We start from the raw sequence: 15,163 nt of genomic DNA, 5'->3' as shown, positions 1-15,163 counted from the left end.
ATCTACTAAAGAAACCACCATAGTTTGAAGGGCGTGGGCAGTAAGTATTGGATAAACGATTTTCTGGGGAGTAATGAATATTCTGGGTATTTCTACTGGGTATGACGGTAAATTAATACTCTTAATACTAGATGCACAATTTGTCGTTAGATCCACGAAAGCAGAAGTCTATATGATGTGACAGTTCGTAGCAATCATAAAACGACAGTGATATAATAAATAGGATTTGGACATCATTAGACGAAAAGAAGACTTAGTATAATTACCGGAGGGACAAACTATGGAAAAATTGGTGGTATGCGATCACCCCTTAATTCAACACAAACTGACTTTCATTCGCGATATGCGAACCAACACGAAGGATTTTCGTGAATTGGTGGATGAAGTCGCCACGCTAATGGCTTATGAGATTACAAGAGATATCCCTCTTGAATCGATTACGGTACAGACACCAGTTGCTGAGGCGCAGGCAAAAGTTATATCTGGACGGATGTTAGGTCTCATTCCGATTCTCCGTGCAGGACTTGGGATGCTGGATGGCGTCTTGAAGTTGCTTCCAGCAGCAAAGGTTGGACATGTTGGTTTGTTCCGCGATCCACAGACCCTGCAGCCAGTCGAATATTACATTAAACTACCGACTGACGTTCAAGAGCGAGAACTCATTGTAATTGATCCGATGCTGGCAACAGGTGGTTCTGCAATCGCGGCGATTGACGCACTCAAGAAACGTGGCTGTACACAAATTAAAATGATGAATCTTATTGCAGCTCCAGAGGGTGTAAAAGCCGTGCACGCAGTTCATCCGGATGTAGATATTTACGTTGCTGCAATGGACGAACGTTTAGACGAACACGGGTATATTATTCCTGGTCTTGGTGATGCTGGTGACAGACTATACGGAACGAAATAAAGGAAGGACTATACCATGTCAAAAATTAAGGTAATGACGATCTTCGGCGTTAGGCCTGAAGCCATTAAGATGGCTCCGCTGATTCTTGAACTGGAGAAGCATCCAGAGCACATTGAATCCGTTGTTTGCGTTACGGCGCAACATCGTGAAATGCTGGATCAGGTTCTTGATGTGTTTAAAATAGTTCCAGATTACGATCTAGATGTAATGAAACCTAACCAGAGTTTAAATGAAATTACGATACGTGTACTGCAGGGCTTGGAGAACGTTCTACGTGAAGCGAGACCTGATATTGTATTAGTCCATGGGGATACTCTGACAACTTTCCTAGCAAGTTATGCTGCATTTTTGCAAGGGATCAAAATTGGGCATGTAGAAGCAGGACTTAGGACCTGGAACAAAATGTCACCATTTCCTGAGGAGATGAATCGGCAATTGACAGGTGTCCTTGCAGATTTACATTTTGCTCCAACGGAGGTTTCTGCTGGTAATTTAAGGAAAGAGAATAAGGCTGAGTCAAGTATATATGTCACAGGCAACACGGTTACTGATGTGTTTCAATATACAGTACAGCCGAGTTATAGTGATTCCGTGCTGGATTGGGCCGCCGGAAAGCGGCTTATTCTCATGACGGCTCACCGCCGTGAATCGCAAGGAGAACCGCACTTGAATATCTTCCGTGCAATCAAGCGAATCGCTGATGAATTTGAAGATATAGCGATTGTTTATCCGGTTCATCCTAGTCCTGCGGTGAGACAGCCCGCCTATGAAACTTTGGGGAATCATCCCCGTATCAAACTTATCGAGCCTCTTGATGTGGTGGAGTTTCATAATATTTACGCTCACACCTATCTTATACTTACGGACTCTGGCGGTATGCAGGAAGAAGCGCCATCTTTTGGCGTTCCTGTACTTGTGCTACGCGATACGACAGAGCGTCCTGAAGGTATAGAGGCAGGTACGTTGGAACTTGTAGGCACGGATGAGGAGATGGTGTATGAGCGGACTAAGGTGTTGCTTAGTGACAGAGGGACTTATGAATCTATGAGCCGGGCCGCTAACCCGTACGGAGATGGAAAGGCATCGCAAAGAATTGTCAATGCTATTCTTCACCATTTCGGATTGGTAAGCGAACGTCCTGAGAATTTTCACAGAAAGTTCACAAATGGAACGCAAGAATAATTGTGTTTTTTAACTAGATAGCATACAGTTGTACTGTACGGTTTCTTTAATTTTTCTGTGATATTTGTTATAAAATTCAAGTTTTTTTGCTTTAACGCTTTCATTGACAAAAAGTCGTCACATTCTGTAAAATGAGTTGGTATTACTTTACACAGAAAATAGGTATATTATGTTGTTTTTTTTGTGCCGAAAAAATTGCGTAATCTACAAATTTATGGGGGAGCAAGATGGATGATTTGAGCTCCATTGTTAGAGCCGTATCCCGGATAATGATGATATGGTTGTCCATTTTGTTTCTCGGATGGGCTTTTCTTCCGGATCATAGGCCTATTATTATAGGCTTAATTTTTGGATCTGCTTTCGGAATGTTTTATACCCGATTCTTATCCATTAAGGTACGCGGATTATTTGCGTTTTTGCTCGGTAAGGATAACAAAAGATTCAATTTCGGATTTCTTACCAGAATGTGCCTAGTCTTAATTGTAGTTATGATTGCAATGAAGCTAGAGCATGTGTCTGTTATGGGAGTTATAATCGGATTGTTCATTTCACAATTATTGACCATTCCGGTTGGAATCGTGATTGGACTCCGAGACAAATCTTGAACATCTTACTTGGAAAAGAGGTGAATACATACACATGCATGAATCACCGGTTATCATACTTGGTGGATTTCACTTGGATTTATCCGCTATTTTGATGCTTTTAGTAAGTATGCTCATCGTATTTGTTGTTTGTCGTTTAGCTGTGGCCAACTTGTCGGTCGAGAATCCTTCCAAAATGCAAAACTTTATGGAATGGGTTGTTGAATTCGTTCAAGGTATCGTTGGAAGTTCTATGAGCTCGAAGAAAGGCAAACCGTTCATTTCTCTCGGATTGACCTTGATTTTGTTCATATTCGTATCCAACCTTCTGGGATTGCCGTTGGGAGTTATTACTGAGGCGCATCAACAGGAGACAATCTTTGGACAAGTGATTGAAGCCACTCGGGGACTAGCGGGGGGAGAGCATGCTGAGATCTTATGGTGGAAGTCACCAACTGCGGATGTTTCTGTAACTGCGGGACTCGCCTTGGTCGTGTTTGTCCTGATGAATTACTTAGGACTCAAGAACAATAGGAAGCACTATCTCAAGCACTTTGTTGAGCCATTTGCAGTCTTCTTACCTCTGAATATTATTGAGAATTTGTCTAAGCCAATCGCATTGGCACTACGTCTATATGCGAATATATTTGCAGGTGAGGTCTTAATCTCGGTAATTCTCAAGCTAGGCTTCATTGGAATTCCGTTTATGGGTATTTGGCAAGCTTTCAGTATCTTTGTAGGCGGTCTTCAGGCGTATATCTTTACGATCCTGACTATGGTTTATATTTCACAGTATGCAATTCACGAAGAAGAAGCGCATTAGTAAACTCTTAAGGGGGCAGTCTTTTGGCTGATTCCTGTGAGGTCTAATATATTTAAAATATGAGGAACAAATCTAAGGAGGAAATTTAAGATGGGATTACAGTATTTGGCAGCAGCTATTGCAGTAGGTTTGGGTGCACTTGGTGCAGGTCTTGGTAACGGGATGATCGTAAAGAGTACAGTTGAATCGATCGCACGTCAACCAGAGGCAGCAAATAAACTTCAAACAACAATGTTTATCGGTGTAGGTATCGTCGAAGTAGTTCCACTTGCAGCAACTGTTATCGCGTTCATGATCATGGGTTCTTAATATATTATGGTTTGGCGGGGAGGGCCGATGCCATCCGCGCCTTCCTTTTATGAGCTTTTTTATAACATAAGTCAGTTGTGTTAACGGAAAGGAGTGACATCGGTGAAGATCCTTTGGGAGAATATTCTTATTACCATGATTGCATTCGTAATACTTTATTGGCTACTGAACAAGTTTGCTTTCAGTAAACTCTTTGCGGTAATGGAGCAACGTCGTGAGTTGGTGCTCGGACAGTTAAATGAAGCGAAGCAAACGAGAGAACAAGCGACCGTTTACGTAGAAGAGCAGAAGGACGCGCTTAAGCAAGCTCGCCAAGATGCCTTTGAAATTATTGAGCAATCGAAACAAAGCAGTAGTAAACAAGCGCATGATCTACTAGAACAAGCCAAGCTTGATGCATTGCGCATGAAGAACGAAGCAGTTCGTGATATCGAGAGTGAGCGTAATAAAGCGGTTGAAGCTCTTCGTACCGAGATTGGAACTTTCTCCGTAAATATCGCATCGAAGTTAATCGAACGCGAAGTCGAGAACAATCCGGCAGAACAAGAAAAGCTTGTAAACCAATACTTGGATGAAGTAGGTAAAAAATCATGAGCCGGGAGTCTGTGGTAGCCAAAAGATACGCCAAAGCAATGTATGAGATTGCTGCACAAGAAGGGCGTACACTGGAGGTCGAACAGGAGTTAAGGGCTTTGGTATTAGCGATGAGCGAAGATGTTGCAGTTCAACAGTTCATTGTGAGTCCGAATATTTCTGAAACAGCGAAATGGGAAGTGCTCGGAGGTGTACTGGAAGGTAAGCTTTCAGTGCCCGTAGTTTCTCTAGCTAAGTTGCTAGTAGAACGGGGAAGAACCGATGTTTTGCCGGAACTTTTGAACAGTTATATCAAAGTCGCAGGTGATGCATTAGGTCTAGCTAATGCCACGGTCTATTCGACATATGCTCTCTCTGATGAGGAGAAACGATCGATCGAGGTTGAGTTCGGTACACTGGTGAATAAGAAGATCCGTGTCCTGAATGTAGTTGATAGTGATCTGCTCGGCGGAATGAAGGTCAGAATCGGCGATACGCTGTATGATGGCAGTTTGTCCGGCAAGCTGAAACGGTTGGAGAAGTCTTTTCGAAGACAAGCACTGTAGATAGGGGTGAAACACTTGAGTATCAGACCTGAAGAGATCAGTACACTGATTAAGAGTCAGATCGAACAATATAAATCAGAAATTGAAGTGTCCGAAGTCGGCACCGTTATTCAAGTTGGTGACGGTATTGCCCGTGTCCACGGACTTGAGAACGCCATGGCAAACGAATTGCTTGAGTTTGAGAATGGCGTTTTTGGTCTTGCGCTCAACCTGGAAGAGAGTAATGTCGGGGTTGTAATCTTGGGACCTTACACCGCTATTCGCGAAGGTGACCAAGTGAAGCGTACCGGTCAAATCATGCAGGTTCCAGTTGGCGAAGCGTTGCTTGGTCGGGTAGTGAATCCGCTAGGACAGCCAGTTGATGGCAAAGGTGCCATCGCTACGACGGAATTCCGTCCAGTAGAGAACAAAGCACCGGGTGTTATCGACCGGAAATCGGTACACGAGCCGATGCAAACAGGGATTAAAGCAATTGACTCCATGGTTCCAATTGGCCGTGGTCAACGGGAACTCATTATCGGTGACCGTCAAACAGGTAAAACAGCGATCGCCATCGATACAATTATCAATCAAAAAGGTAACGGCGTGAAATGTATTTACGTAGCTATCGGACAGAAACAGTCCACGGTTGTTAACGTAGTTGAAACGCTTCGCCGTCATGGAGCTCTTGAGTATACGATTGTCGTAACGGCTGCCGCATCGGATCCGTCACCACTTCTATACATCGCTCCTTATGCTGGTGTTAGTATGGCCGAGTACTTTATGTACAAAGGCGAGCATGTACTTATCATCTATGATGACTTATCTAAACAAGCAGCGGCTTACCGCGAATTGTCCTTGTTGCTTCGTCGTCCACCGGGTCGGGAAGCATTCCCAGGGGATGTCTTCTATTTGCACTCCCGTTTGCTAGAACGTGCAGCTAAACTGAGCGACGAGCTTGGTGGTGGATCCATTACGGCGTTGCCGTTCATTGAAACACAAGCTTCTGACGTATCGGCGTACATTCCGACGAATGTTATCTCGATTACAGACGGTCAGATCTTCCTTGAATCCGATCTATTCTATTCCGGTCAACGTCCGGCGATCAACGTCGGTATTTCCGTATCCCGGGTAGGGGGCTCTGCTCAGATCAAAGCGATGAAGAAGGTAGCGGGCACACTCCGTTTGGATTTGGCTCAATATCGTGAACTTCAAGCGTTCTCCCAATTCGGTTCCGACCTCGACAAATCAACGCAAGCGCGTTTGACTCGTGGTTCCCGGATGATGGAAATCCTGAAACAAGGCGTGAATCAACCACTTCCGGTTGAGAAACAGGTGCTTAGTCTGTACACTGCCGTTAAGGGATATTTGGACGATATCGCATTGGCTGACGTACATCGCTTCGAAGCTGAATTCTTGTCCTTTATAGAGAGTCAGTATGCTGAAGTACTGAAATCAATTACGGATACTAAAGACTTGACTGCTGATAATGAAGCGAAGTTGAAGGAAGCCATTGAGAAGTTCAAAAAAGGTTTTGCAACTTCTGCAAAATAATTCTATGAACCGGCTTTGGCACGGTGCTGAAATGCCGGTTCTTAGTGATGTAATCTATGTTCAAGGGTCTATGACCTAAGTTTCTATAATGTTTATATCCGTTTTGGCTCCAGCCAAAACATAGTTGATGCTTTCGAAGTTAGTTTTGGCCCCAGCCAAAACTTAGTGAATGCTTTCGAAGTTAACTTTGGTCTCTAACCAAAGTTTAGGATTATGCTTTCGAAGTTAGTTTTGGCCCCAGCCAAAACTTTGAGGTGGTGAAATCATGGCAAAAGGGATTCGCGAAATTAAACGTCAGATCAAGAGCATTCAGAACACCCGTCAAATTACGAAGGCGATGGAGATGGTAGCTTCAGCCAAGCTGAGAAAAGCGCAGGAGAAAGCCCAAGCTTCTAGGCCTTACGTAGAGAAGTTGAGAGAGGTTGTTTCTAGCATTGCAGCAGGTAGCGAGGGCATCTCGCATCCTATGATGGTCTCTCGTCCAGTGAAACGTACCGCTTATATTGTAATTACGTCTGACGGTGGTCTTGTTGGAGGTTACAATGCTAACGTTCTCCGCAAGGTAATGGATGAGTTGCATAGCCGTCATTCTTCTAAGTCGGAATATGGATTGTTCGTAATTGGACGTAAAGGTCGGGAATATTTCAATCGCCGAGACCTTCCCGTTGTGAGTGAAATTACCGAATTGTCCGATGCACCCAGATTTGCTGACATCAAATCTCTAGCTTACGCAGCTGTTCAAGGCTTCGAAGAGGAAGAGTATGACGAGGTTTATATTTGCTATAGCAAATTCATTAACGCGATCACTCAGGTACCAACCGTCGATCGTTTACTACCTTTCGACCGTGTTGATCAACATGGAGTGTCTGCAACTTATGAATATGAGCCGTCTCCTGAAGGTGTATTAGAAGTTCTGTTGCCGAAATATGCGGAGACCCTTATATTCGGCGCCCTTTTGGAAGGCAAAGCGAGTGAACTTGGCGCGAAGATGACAGCAATGGGCAGTGCAACGAAGAATGCGACGACAATGATCGGCGAGCTTACCTTGACTTACAACCGTGCTCGTCAAGCGGCAATTACCCAGGAAATCACGGAAATTGTCGCCGGAGCGAACGCGCAGAGCTAATAGTAGGGACTTTCTAGGAGGGAAACAAAGATGAACAAAGGACGCGTTGTTAGCGTAATGGGTCCGGTCGTTGACGTTGAATTTCAACGTGGACAATTGCCGGAAATATATAACGCTATTGAAATTGTGAAACCAGACGCGCAGGCTGGTGAAGAAGCGCTAATATTAGAAGCTTCTAACCACCTGGGAGACAATCTGGTACGCTGTATCGCTATGTCCACAACGGACGGCCTTGTGCGCGGAACCGAAGCTTTGGATTTAGGAGCACCGATTTCCGTCCCTGTAGGCGAAGCGACCCTAGGTCGGGTCTTTAACGTACTAGGAGAAACGATTGATAACAAAGGTGCTGTGGCAACGGATGCTAGAAATCCGATCCACCGTCAACCCCCTTCATTTGAAGAGTTGTCTACACAATCTGATATTTTGGAAACTGGAATTAAAGTTATCGATCTATTGGCACCTTATGCAAAAGGCGGTAAAATCGGCCTCTTCGGTGGTGCCGGTGTAGGTAAAACGGTAGCAATCCAGGAGCTAATCAATAATATCGCACAGGAGCATGGCGGTATTTCTGTATTTGCTGGTGTAGGTGAACGTACTCGTGAAGGTAACGACTTGTATCATGAAATGACAGACTCAGGCGTTATCAATAAGACAGCCATGGTGTTCGGTCAAATGAATGAACCTCCAGGTGCGCGTCTTCGTGTGGCCTTGACGGGTCTGACGATGGCAGAATACTTCCGCGATCAAGAAGGCCGCGATGTGTTGCTCTTCATCGATAACATCTTCCGCTTTACACAAGCAGGTTCAGAGGTTTCAGCCCTTCTTGGACGGATGCCGTCTGCGGTAGGTTACCAACCAACACTTGCTACAGAGATGGGGCAACTGCAAGAACGGATCACTTCTACGAAGAAAGGTTCTGTTACTTCGATCCAAGCGATCTACGTTCCTGCGGATGACTATACTGACCCGGCTCCAGCTACCACGTTTGCTCACCTTGATGCAACGACTAACTTGGAGCGTAAGATTTCCGAGAAGGGGATTTTCCCTGCCGTGGATCCACTAGCTTCCAGCTCCCGGATGTTGGCACCGGAAATCGTAGGCGAAGAGCACTACAATGTTGCTCAAGCTGTTAAACGACTACTGGCTCGTTATAAAGAGCTTCAGGATATTATCGCCATCCTTGGTATGGATGAATTATCTGAGGATGACCGTTTGCTCGTTGCACGTGCACGTAAGATTGAGCGTTTCTTATCGCAACCGTTCCACGTTGCAGAACAGTTTACAGGTTTGAAAGGGAAATATGTTCCGATCGCTGAAACCGTTCGTAGCTTCAAGGAAATTTTGGATGGTAAGCACGACAACCTTCCAGAAGCAGCATTCCTCTTCGTAGGTACGATTGAAGAAGCTGTGGAGAAAGCAAAAACGCTGTAAATCGCACCGTCAAGGCGGATGCTTCAGAAATGAACTGTCCCACGAACAGGAGGGATGAATATGAGCACCTTTTTATTGGAAATCGTCACACCAGAGCGTGTGGTGTTCTCACATGAAGTGGACAGTTTGACTGTCCGCGGGATCGAAGGAGAGCTTGGTATTCTACCAAGTCATATTCCACTTGTGACACCACTTCAAGTCGCTCCTATTGTGGCTAAAGTCGGGGGAAAAATCATTTCGATCGCAGTACACGGCGGTTTTGTCGAAGTACAGAGCGATAAAGTGATTGTTCTTGGGGAGAGCGCAGAATTACCGGAGTCGATTGATGTCGAGCGGGCTATTGCTGCCCGGGAACGTGCTGAGCGCCGCTTGTCTGCTCGGGGCAATCAGGATCGCATCGATCATCGTCGTGCTGAACTCGCACTGCAAAGAGCTATAACCCGGATTAATGTATCGAGCAACACTAAGAAATAGTGTAAGAAATGAAAGTCGGACATCTATAAGGTGTTCGGCTTTTTTGCTGTAAAGGAAGATTTTTCGAGAATTTTATAAATTTAATGGAGATTAATAGGCAACATTTCCTATCAAATTGGAACTGGTAAATGAAGGACATTTAACATCCTGTGTAGAACCTACTAATAATGCAAATGATAACTATAGCAATATCGATTTTACGTTAACGTTACAGCGAAGTATTAAAGTTTTGGATGCATGTTTATAACTAGGAAAGCCCCGCTTAAACCCTATATATTTGGAACACTTTTCCTCATATCGTATGTTCATATTTACCCAATTCAATATTTGAAAAAAAGTTTTTTTGATATATTCAATTGAAAACCCTTTCATTTAAAAGAAAAGCTGGATTATTGTCACTATGGCAAGTATGATAAATAGGGTCTATATTTTTACAGATTGCTGACCAATATATTTAGTGTGAGTGTTAACCGATTCAAGGTTAGCGGCATAAATATAAACGTGACAGGGAGGAAGAACATGTGAGTCCAGTCGAATCATTACCTGCTTCGGTCGGTGTGAGTGGCCTTACAGCTATTCTCATCTCACTGGTTTGCATCGCTTTGTCTTGGTGGGCCTTGCAAAATTTAAAACTTGATTTGTTTGTTCGTCATCCGAAGGGTCCACAGGGCAAATTACTTCAGTTGCTGTTGTCTGTGGTACTTGGGCATTTTGTTGCCTCCTTCATTATGGATTACATGGGATACACACAATTGCTACGGTACTTGTTTTAATACCTAAGTCTTTTGGTTAAAGTGTGTTAGACTATGTTAGTCTAAGAAAATGTCGAATAACATCAAATCATTGTGTCAACAATGAGAATAGGGATTATTACACGTTATTTGAATGTATGTTTTAGGGGAGGATGATTTCCTCCAACATGCGCTCTTTTTCTACTGTAGTGGAACTTTGTGCGCATGAATTGACTAATGATATGATGAAATTTAGTGAATGAACGAATATTCTTTTTTAAAATTAGAGGATCAGATGAAAATGAACGCGCGGAGGGAAACAAGATGAGTAAATTTATCGTCCGCGGTGGCAATGTTTTGGCCGGGAACGTTAAAGTTAGCGGAGCTAAAAATTCAGTGCTACCGATCATTGCAGCATCGCTATTGGGTGAGGATGGGATCAGCATTATTCGTGATGCACCTCCCCTTGATGATGTAATGACCATTAATAAAGTGTTGGAATCACTAGGAGCGAACGTTACATATGACCGTGAAGTCATTACGGTTAATGCGCAGAATATCGCTTCTTGTGAAGCACCGTACGAATGGGTGCGGAAAATGCGGGCGTCTTTTCTTGTCATGGGTCCTTTGTTAACTCGAACGGGTTATACTCGGATCTCATTGCCAGGAGGCTGTGCTATCGGTACGAGACCGATTGACCAGCATTTGAAGGGCTTTGAGGCTATGGGCGCGGAGATTAATCTCGGTCAAGGTTTCATTGAAGCGAAGACAAAAGGCCGTTTGCGTGGCGCTAAGGTATATTTGGATGTAGCAAGCGTAGGTGCAACGGAGAATATTATGATGGCTGCGACTTTAGCTGAAGGAACAACTGTTATTGAGAACGCAGCAAAGGAACCTGAAATTGTCGATCTGGCTAATTACCTGAACGGCATGGGGGCTATTGTGCGGGGTGCAGGAACAGGAGTTATTCGCATTGAAGGCGTAGAGAAATTATGCGGAGTAGAGCATACAGTTATTCCTGACCGAGTGGAAGCAGGCACCTTTATGATCGCTGCCGCTATGACTGGTGGTAACGTGTTTGTAGAAGGGGCTATAGCAGACCATTTAGGACCTGTTATTTCTAAGCTGGAGGAAATGGGTGTTAGTATTGACGCGCAAGAGAACGGTATCCGTGTACGTGCGGATAAGCCACTGAAAGCTGTCGATGTCAAAACACTTCCGTATCCAGGTTTCCCGACAGATATGCAGTCACAAATGATGGCGTTGTTGCTGGTGTCAGAAGGCACGAGCGTAGTCACTGAGACCGTGTTTGAGAATCGCTTTATGCATGTCGATCAATTCCGTTTGATGAATGCAGAGATCAAGGTTGAAGGCCGTGGAGCTATTGTTACGGGTGGTGCTAAACTAAGCGGTGCTAAAGTGTGTGCTACTGATTTACGAGCAGGTGCGGCATTGATTATTGCTGGTTTAGTGGCGGATGGAACAACTGAAGTTAGCGGAACACACCATATTGATCGGGGTTATGTACATTTGGCCGAGAAACTCTCTGGATTGGGCGCTGATATTTGGCGCATCACAATGGATGAGCCAGTAGCTGAATCTACCAAGGTGCAATTGCCTCAACATGAGGAAAGACCTGTCCTTAAGATTCAACCGACTTGGGCGTAACTCTCAATAGTCCAAGGACTGTTGTATTGATCATTTGAACATCCGAAATAATTATAACTATTATAGAAATTAGACGAAGGACTATGCCACCTGGCATGGTCTTTTGCTTGTATTCATGGGCTTTGGAACACTCGATATGAGATCAGTCGGAATCTGCGACTGGTCTTATTTATATTGGAGGCTGTGAGAGGCATGAGCGGCTAGGATAAGTTATTGAATAGTATTTGGTAGGGTCCGTTGTTGCTTCGAAAGAATAGTTGCATAGAGTGCAGTTAATTTTATGGAAATGTAGGTGACCTTTTAATAGTTGTAAAAAGTATAGTTACTACTTTATGCAATTAGTATCTATTTGGGCGCGGTAAGAGTCGATTTTGAGTTCTAGCAAAAGAGAGAAACTCATATCTATAAGTATAGCGGACAAAAGATATAAGGATCTTAAACGCTAGGGTTACCTGATACCTTGTAGAATGGGGTCCTGTAACTGCACCATGAATTGGATGGAGGTAATTAACGACATGGAACAAGAGGGCTCTCTTTTAAAAATAAACTTGGCAGCTCGTAGAAATGAAGAGCCTATCGGGCCTATAGTCTCTGTAAATGAAAATAAGGTTCAACGTTCAAAGGTAGAGAGCCGGAAGGAGCCAGTTGCAGATACATCTCTATTAAAGGCTAGTAGCAGGATTAATGGTCTAAGTGAGTATGAAGTTGCTAAAGCGGGTCAATCTCATAGTATGGGTAAGAGAGATACCCCGAAGAAAAGGGAAGAGCAATTCTCGCAGGAGCATCCAAATGTAGCGCTGGATTCGCAAGCATCACGTGTGCTCGGTGAACCTAAGAGTGCCGAGTCGACGCATTTGCGGGCGGTGCAATCTGTAGAGCGGCGCATAGATCAGCCCAGAGCTGGAGCTGATGCGGGTGCCGGCGAGCAGGCTATGCCGCTCACCGTGCCGGCACAGCCAACACCAGTGCGGGCAACCGCACCAGCGGCGGCACCCATCAGCGCAGCAGCGCCTGCGCAGCCGACATTGCCGGCACTGCGGCCACTGCCGCCCGGCTACCACGTGCCCGCGCGTGCTCCGCTCCGAGGTTCCTTCCGCCTACGCGGAAGGAACCTCGGAAAGCTCGCCGCCGCTGTGGCTGCGCTAACTGCGCTCGCCGTGCTGCTGCCGGCGCTGCTCACTGGCCGGGCTGCGCCACCGGCCACAATGCCCGTAGACCCTGCGGCACAATCCGCCGCACCACAGAAGCATTTGCCTTCAGCACTTGACTCACTCGTTCCGGGCACATCGGGCCTTGCTTCAACAACTCTTGGCCCACTCACTCCCGGCTCATCAGCTCTTGATCCAACAGCGCTTGGTCCACACACATTCGGCTCAATCACCCTTGATCCATCCGCTCTCGGTAATCCCGCTGTCGGCGGATATAACTTCATACCCTCAGCTTTCACGCCAGCGGCATCTGCGGTTTCCGTACACGTCTATCTCTCAGACAGGGGTGTCGTAGAAATCCTGCCATTAGAGCAATATGTGACAGGGGTGCTCGCCGCTGAAATGCCAGCCGATTTTGAATTGGAGGCTCTCAAAGCGCAAGCTATTGCGGCTCGCACCTTTATTGCTCGCCGTTTGGTAGCGGGTGATTCTAGCGGTGTTCCCACACTTGATGCGGATGTGACTGATACAGTTGCCCATCAGGCGTATCTATCTAAGCAAGATCTGCGCGGGTGGGTGAAGAGTGGTAAGTCCGAGCAATTGGCCAAGCTGCAACAAGCCGTCAGAGAAACTAGTGGAATGATCATGACTTATCGGGGTGAACCGATAACCGCGTCCTTTTTCTCAGCTAGCGGCGGATATACCGAAAACTCGGAAGAATACTGGACATCCCAAATCCCCTACCTTCGCAGCGTGCCTAGCCCATGGGAGGCGGAAATTAATCCTCATTATAAAGAGACAATAACACTACCATTAAGTGAAATGTTCGGGAAGTTGGGTTTGCGAGCGCCAGCACTCCCAGCAACAACAAGTGCAAAGCAAGAGACACTCACTATGAATAAATTAATCAAGATTCTATCACTTACATCTGGAGGTAAGGTGAAGAGCATATCTATTGGCGGCGAGATTTTTACAGGCCGAGAAGTAAGAGAGAAGCTGAAACTTCGCTCTAGTCAGTTTACATTCAAATTGGATGGTAAGAATGTGAATATCACGACCTACGGGTATGGACACGGGGTTGGGATGAGCCAGTGGGGCGCCAATGGTATGGCAAAAGAGGGGTATACTAGCACGCAAATTCTCAAACACTATTATACGGGAATATCTTTTCGGCAAACCTCGCTTATACTTAAAAATTAACTTTTTTAAAAAAAATGATATAAACGAAGTATAAAAGAGTTGGACCCGGTAACACTGGTTACTGAGGTGATGACAAAATGAATGAACAAAATCAAAAAAACAAATCCCATGAGGAATCTCCTAAAAAAGGATTGGGAGAGCCGATAGCACCGGTATCCGCATGGAAAAGACTGTTGTCGAAAAGATGGGTCTATCCGGCAGCGTATGTAGCGGCAGCGGCAATTATACTAACTTTAGTGTGGGTCTACCAGGATGCTGCTCAAAAGCCGATGGAATCGACCCCCGCTAGTGTTACAGACTCTTTGAATCTTCCAGGCAACAGCGATGCGCTGGGTCAAGAGGATGGCAAGGATGGTGCCGCAGTTGAGACGTTAGCTAGTTACGAAGATCTGGCATGGCCTGTCGCGAAGGTAGCCGATGTTGCTATTGTCAAACCGTTCTATGAGAAGGATGGTTCAGCCGAGGATCATCAGGCAGCTCTTGTGCAGTACAAAGATACTTTTACACCGAACACCGGAATTGATCTGGCGCGCGGAGATGACAAATCTTTCGAAGTAACGGCTGCGCTAAGCGGTAAGGTTACACGAATTGAAGAGCATCCGTTACTCGGCTATGTTGTGGAGATTACACATGCTAATAACCTGAAGACGGTATACGAAAGTTTATCGGATGTAAAGGTGAAGCAGAATGCCGAAGTGAAGCAAGGTGATTCCATTGCAACTTCCGGACATAACGAGCAGGAGAAGGAACTTGGTAATCACGTACACTTTGCAGTGTATGAGAATAACGAATTGATCAATCCTACATCTGTGCTTCCGAAGAAATAAAATCTTTGGGTGAGATGAAGAAGCGGAGAGCTCATGCTCAATGTCATTAAGTTAAAGCATAGGTCCAAAAATTAAGAA

The 15,163-nt window shown here is 45.2% G+C and carries 15 protein-coding genes; all 15 read left to right on the top strand.

Going from position 1 to position 15,163, the window contains the following annotated elements:
- Positions 1–280: 280 nt before the first annotated feature.
- The 15 genes from upp to EJP82_RS22485 all read left to right on the top strand — a co-directional run bounded on the left by upp (position 281) and on the right by EJP82_RS22485 (position 15,085).
- The gene (gene upp / locus EJP82_RS22555) at positions 281–910 is read left to right on the top strand and encodes a uracil phosphoribosyltransferase (protein WP_127194331.1); all 630 of its coding nucleotides are present in this window, start codon (positions 281–283) and stop codon (positions 908–910) included.
- 15 nt (positions 911–925) lie between these two features.
- Entirely contained in the window at positions 926–2,092 is a 1,167-nt protein-coding gene (wecB, locus tag EJP82_RS22550; protein WP_127194330.1) for a non-hydrolyzing UDP-N-acetylglucosamine 2-epimerase, read from the top strand.
- Positions 2,093–2,319: 227 nt separating this feature from the next.
- Positions 2,320–2,697, top strand: coding sequence for an ATP synthase subunit I (locus tag EJP82_RS22545; protein ID WP_127194329.1), 378 nt, complete (start codon positions 2,320–2,322; stop codon positions 2,695–2,697).
- Between the two features lie 34 nt (positions 2,698–2,731).
- Complete coding sequence (gene atpB, locus EJP82_RS22540; protein WP_127194328.1) at positions 2,732–3,499, top strand: F0F1 ATP synthase subunit A; 768 nt, start codon at positions 2,732–2,734, stop codon at positions 3,497–3,499.
- Between the two features lie 90 nt (positions 3,500–3,589).
- Positions 3,590–3,808, top strand: coding sequence for a F0F1 ATP synthase subunit C (gene atpE / locus EJP82_RS22535; RefSeq protein ID WP_127194327.1), 219 nt, complete (start codon positions 3,590–3,592; stop codon positions 3,806–3,808).
- 102 nt (positions 3,809–3,910) lie between these two features.
- Positions 3,911–4,402 carry a F0F1 ATP synthase subunit B gene (gene atpF, locus EJP82_RS22530; RefSeq protein WP_127194326.1) on the top strand — a complete coding sequence of 164 codons (492 nt, stop codon included), beginning with the start codon at positions 3,911–3,913 and terminating at the stop codon, positions 4,400–4,402.
- A complete protein-coding gene (locus EJP82_RS22525) occupies positions 4,399–4,947 on the top strand; it encodes a F0F1 ATP synthase subunit delta (protein WP_127194325.1) in 549 nt (182 codons plus the stop codon). The genes atpF and EJP82_RS22525 overlap by 4 nt, the downstream gene beginning before the upstream one ends.
- 15 nt (positions 4,948–4,962) lie before the next feature.
- Positions 4,963–6,480, top strand: a complete 1,518-nt coding sequence (atpA, locus tag EJP82_RS22520; RefSeq protein ID WP_127194324.1) for a F0F1 ATP synthase subunit alpha — start codon at positions 4,963–4,965, stop codon at positions 6,478–6,480.
- A 265-nt stretch (positions 6,481–6,745) separates the two neighbouring features.
- Complete coding sequence (atpG, locus tag EJP82_RS22515) at positions 6,746–7,606, top strand: ATP synthase F1 subunit gamma (RefSeq protein ID WP_127194323.1); 861 nt, start codon at positions 6,746–6,748, stop codon at positions 7,604–7,606.
- Between the two features lie 30 nt (positions 7,607–7,636).
- A complete protein-coding gene (gene atpD, locus EJP82_RS22510) occupies positions 7,637–9,037 on the top strand; it encodes a F0F1 ATP synthase subunit beta (RefSeq protein ID WP_127194322.1) in 1,401 nt (466 codons plus the stop codon).
- Between the two features lie 60 nt (positions 9,038–9,097).
- A complete protein-coding gene (locus tag EJP82_RS22505; RefSeq protein WP_127194321.1) occupies positions 9,098–9,511 on the top strand; it encodes a F0F1 ATP synthase subunit epsilon in 414 nt (137 codons plus the stop codon).
- Positions 9,512–10,032: 521 nt separating this feature from the next.
- Entirely contained in the window at positions 10,033–10,284 is a 252-nt protein-coding gene (locus EJP82_RS22500; protein WP_127194320.1) for a DUF1146 family protein, read from the top strand.
- Positions 10,285–10,566: 282 nt separating this feature from the next.
- Positions 10,567–11,910, top strand: coding sequence for a UDP-N-acetylglucosamine 1-carboxyvinyltransferase (gene murA / locus EJP82_RS22495; protein WP_127194319.1), 1,344 nt, complete (start codon positions 10,567–10,569; stop codon positions 11,908–11,910).
- Between the two features lie 515 nt (positions 11,911–12,425).
- The gene (gene spoIID / locus EJP82_RS22490; protein WP_246054396.1) at positions 12,426–14,258 is read left to right on the top strand and encodes a stage II sporulation protein D; all 1,833 of its coding nucleotides are present in this window, start codon (positions 12,426–12,428) and stop codon (positions 14,256–14,258) included.
- A gap of 77 nt (positions 14,259–14,335) precedes the next feature.
- On the top strand, positions 14,336–15,085 hold the full coding sequence (locus EJP82_RS22485; protein WP_127194318.1) for a M23 family metallopeptidase: 750 nt from the start codon (positions 14,336–14,338) through the stop codon (positions 15,083–15,085).
- Positions 15,086–15,163: the final 78 nt, after the last annotated feature.

Origin of the sequence: Paenibacillus anaericanus (assembly GCF_003994475.1) — a bacterium.
Taxonomy (GTDB): Bacteria; Bacillota; Bacilli; order Paenibacillales; family Paenibacillaceae; genus Fontibacillus; species Fontibacillus anaericanus.
The sequence above is the reverse complement of the archived record's forward strand: the minus strand, read 5'-3'. Positions and strand labels throughout refer to the sequence as shown.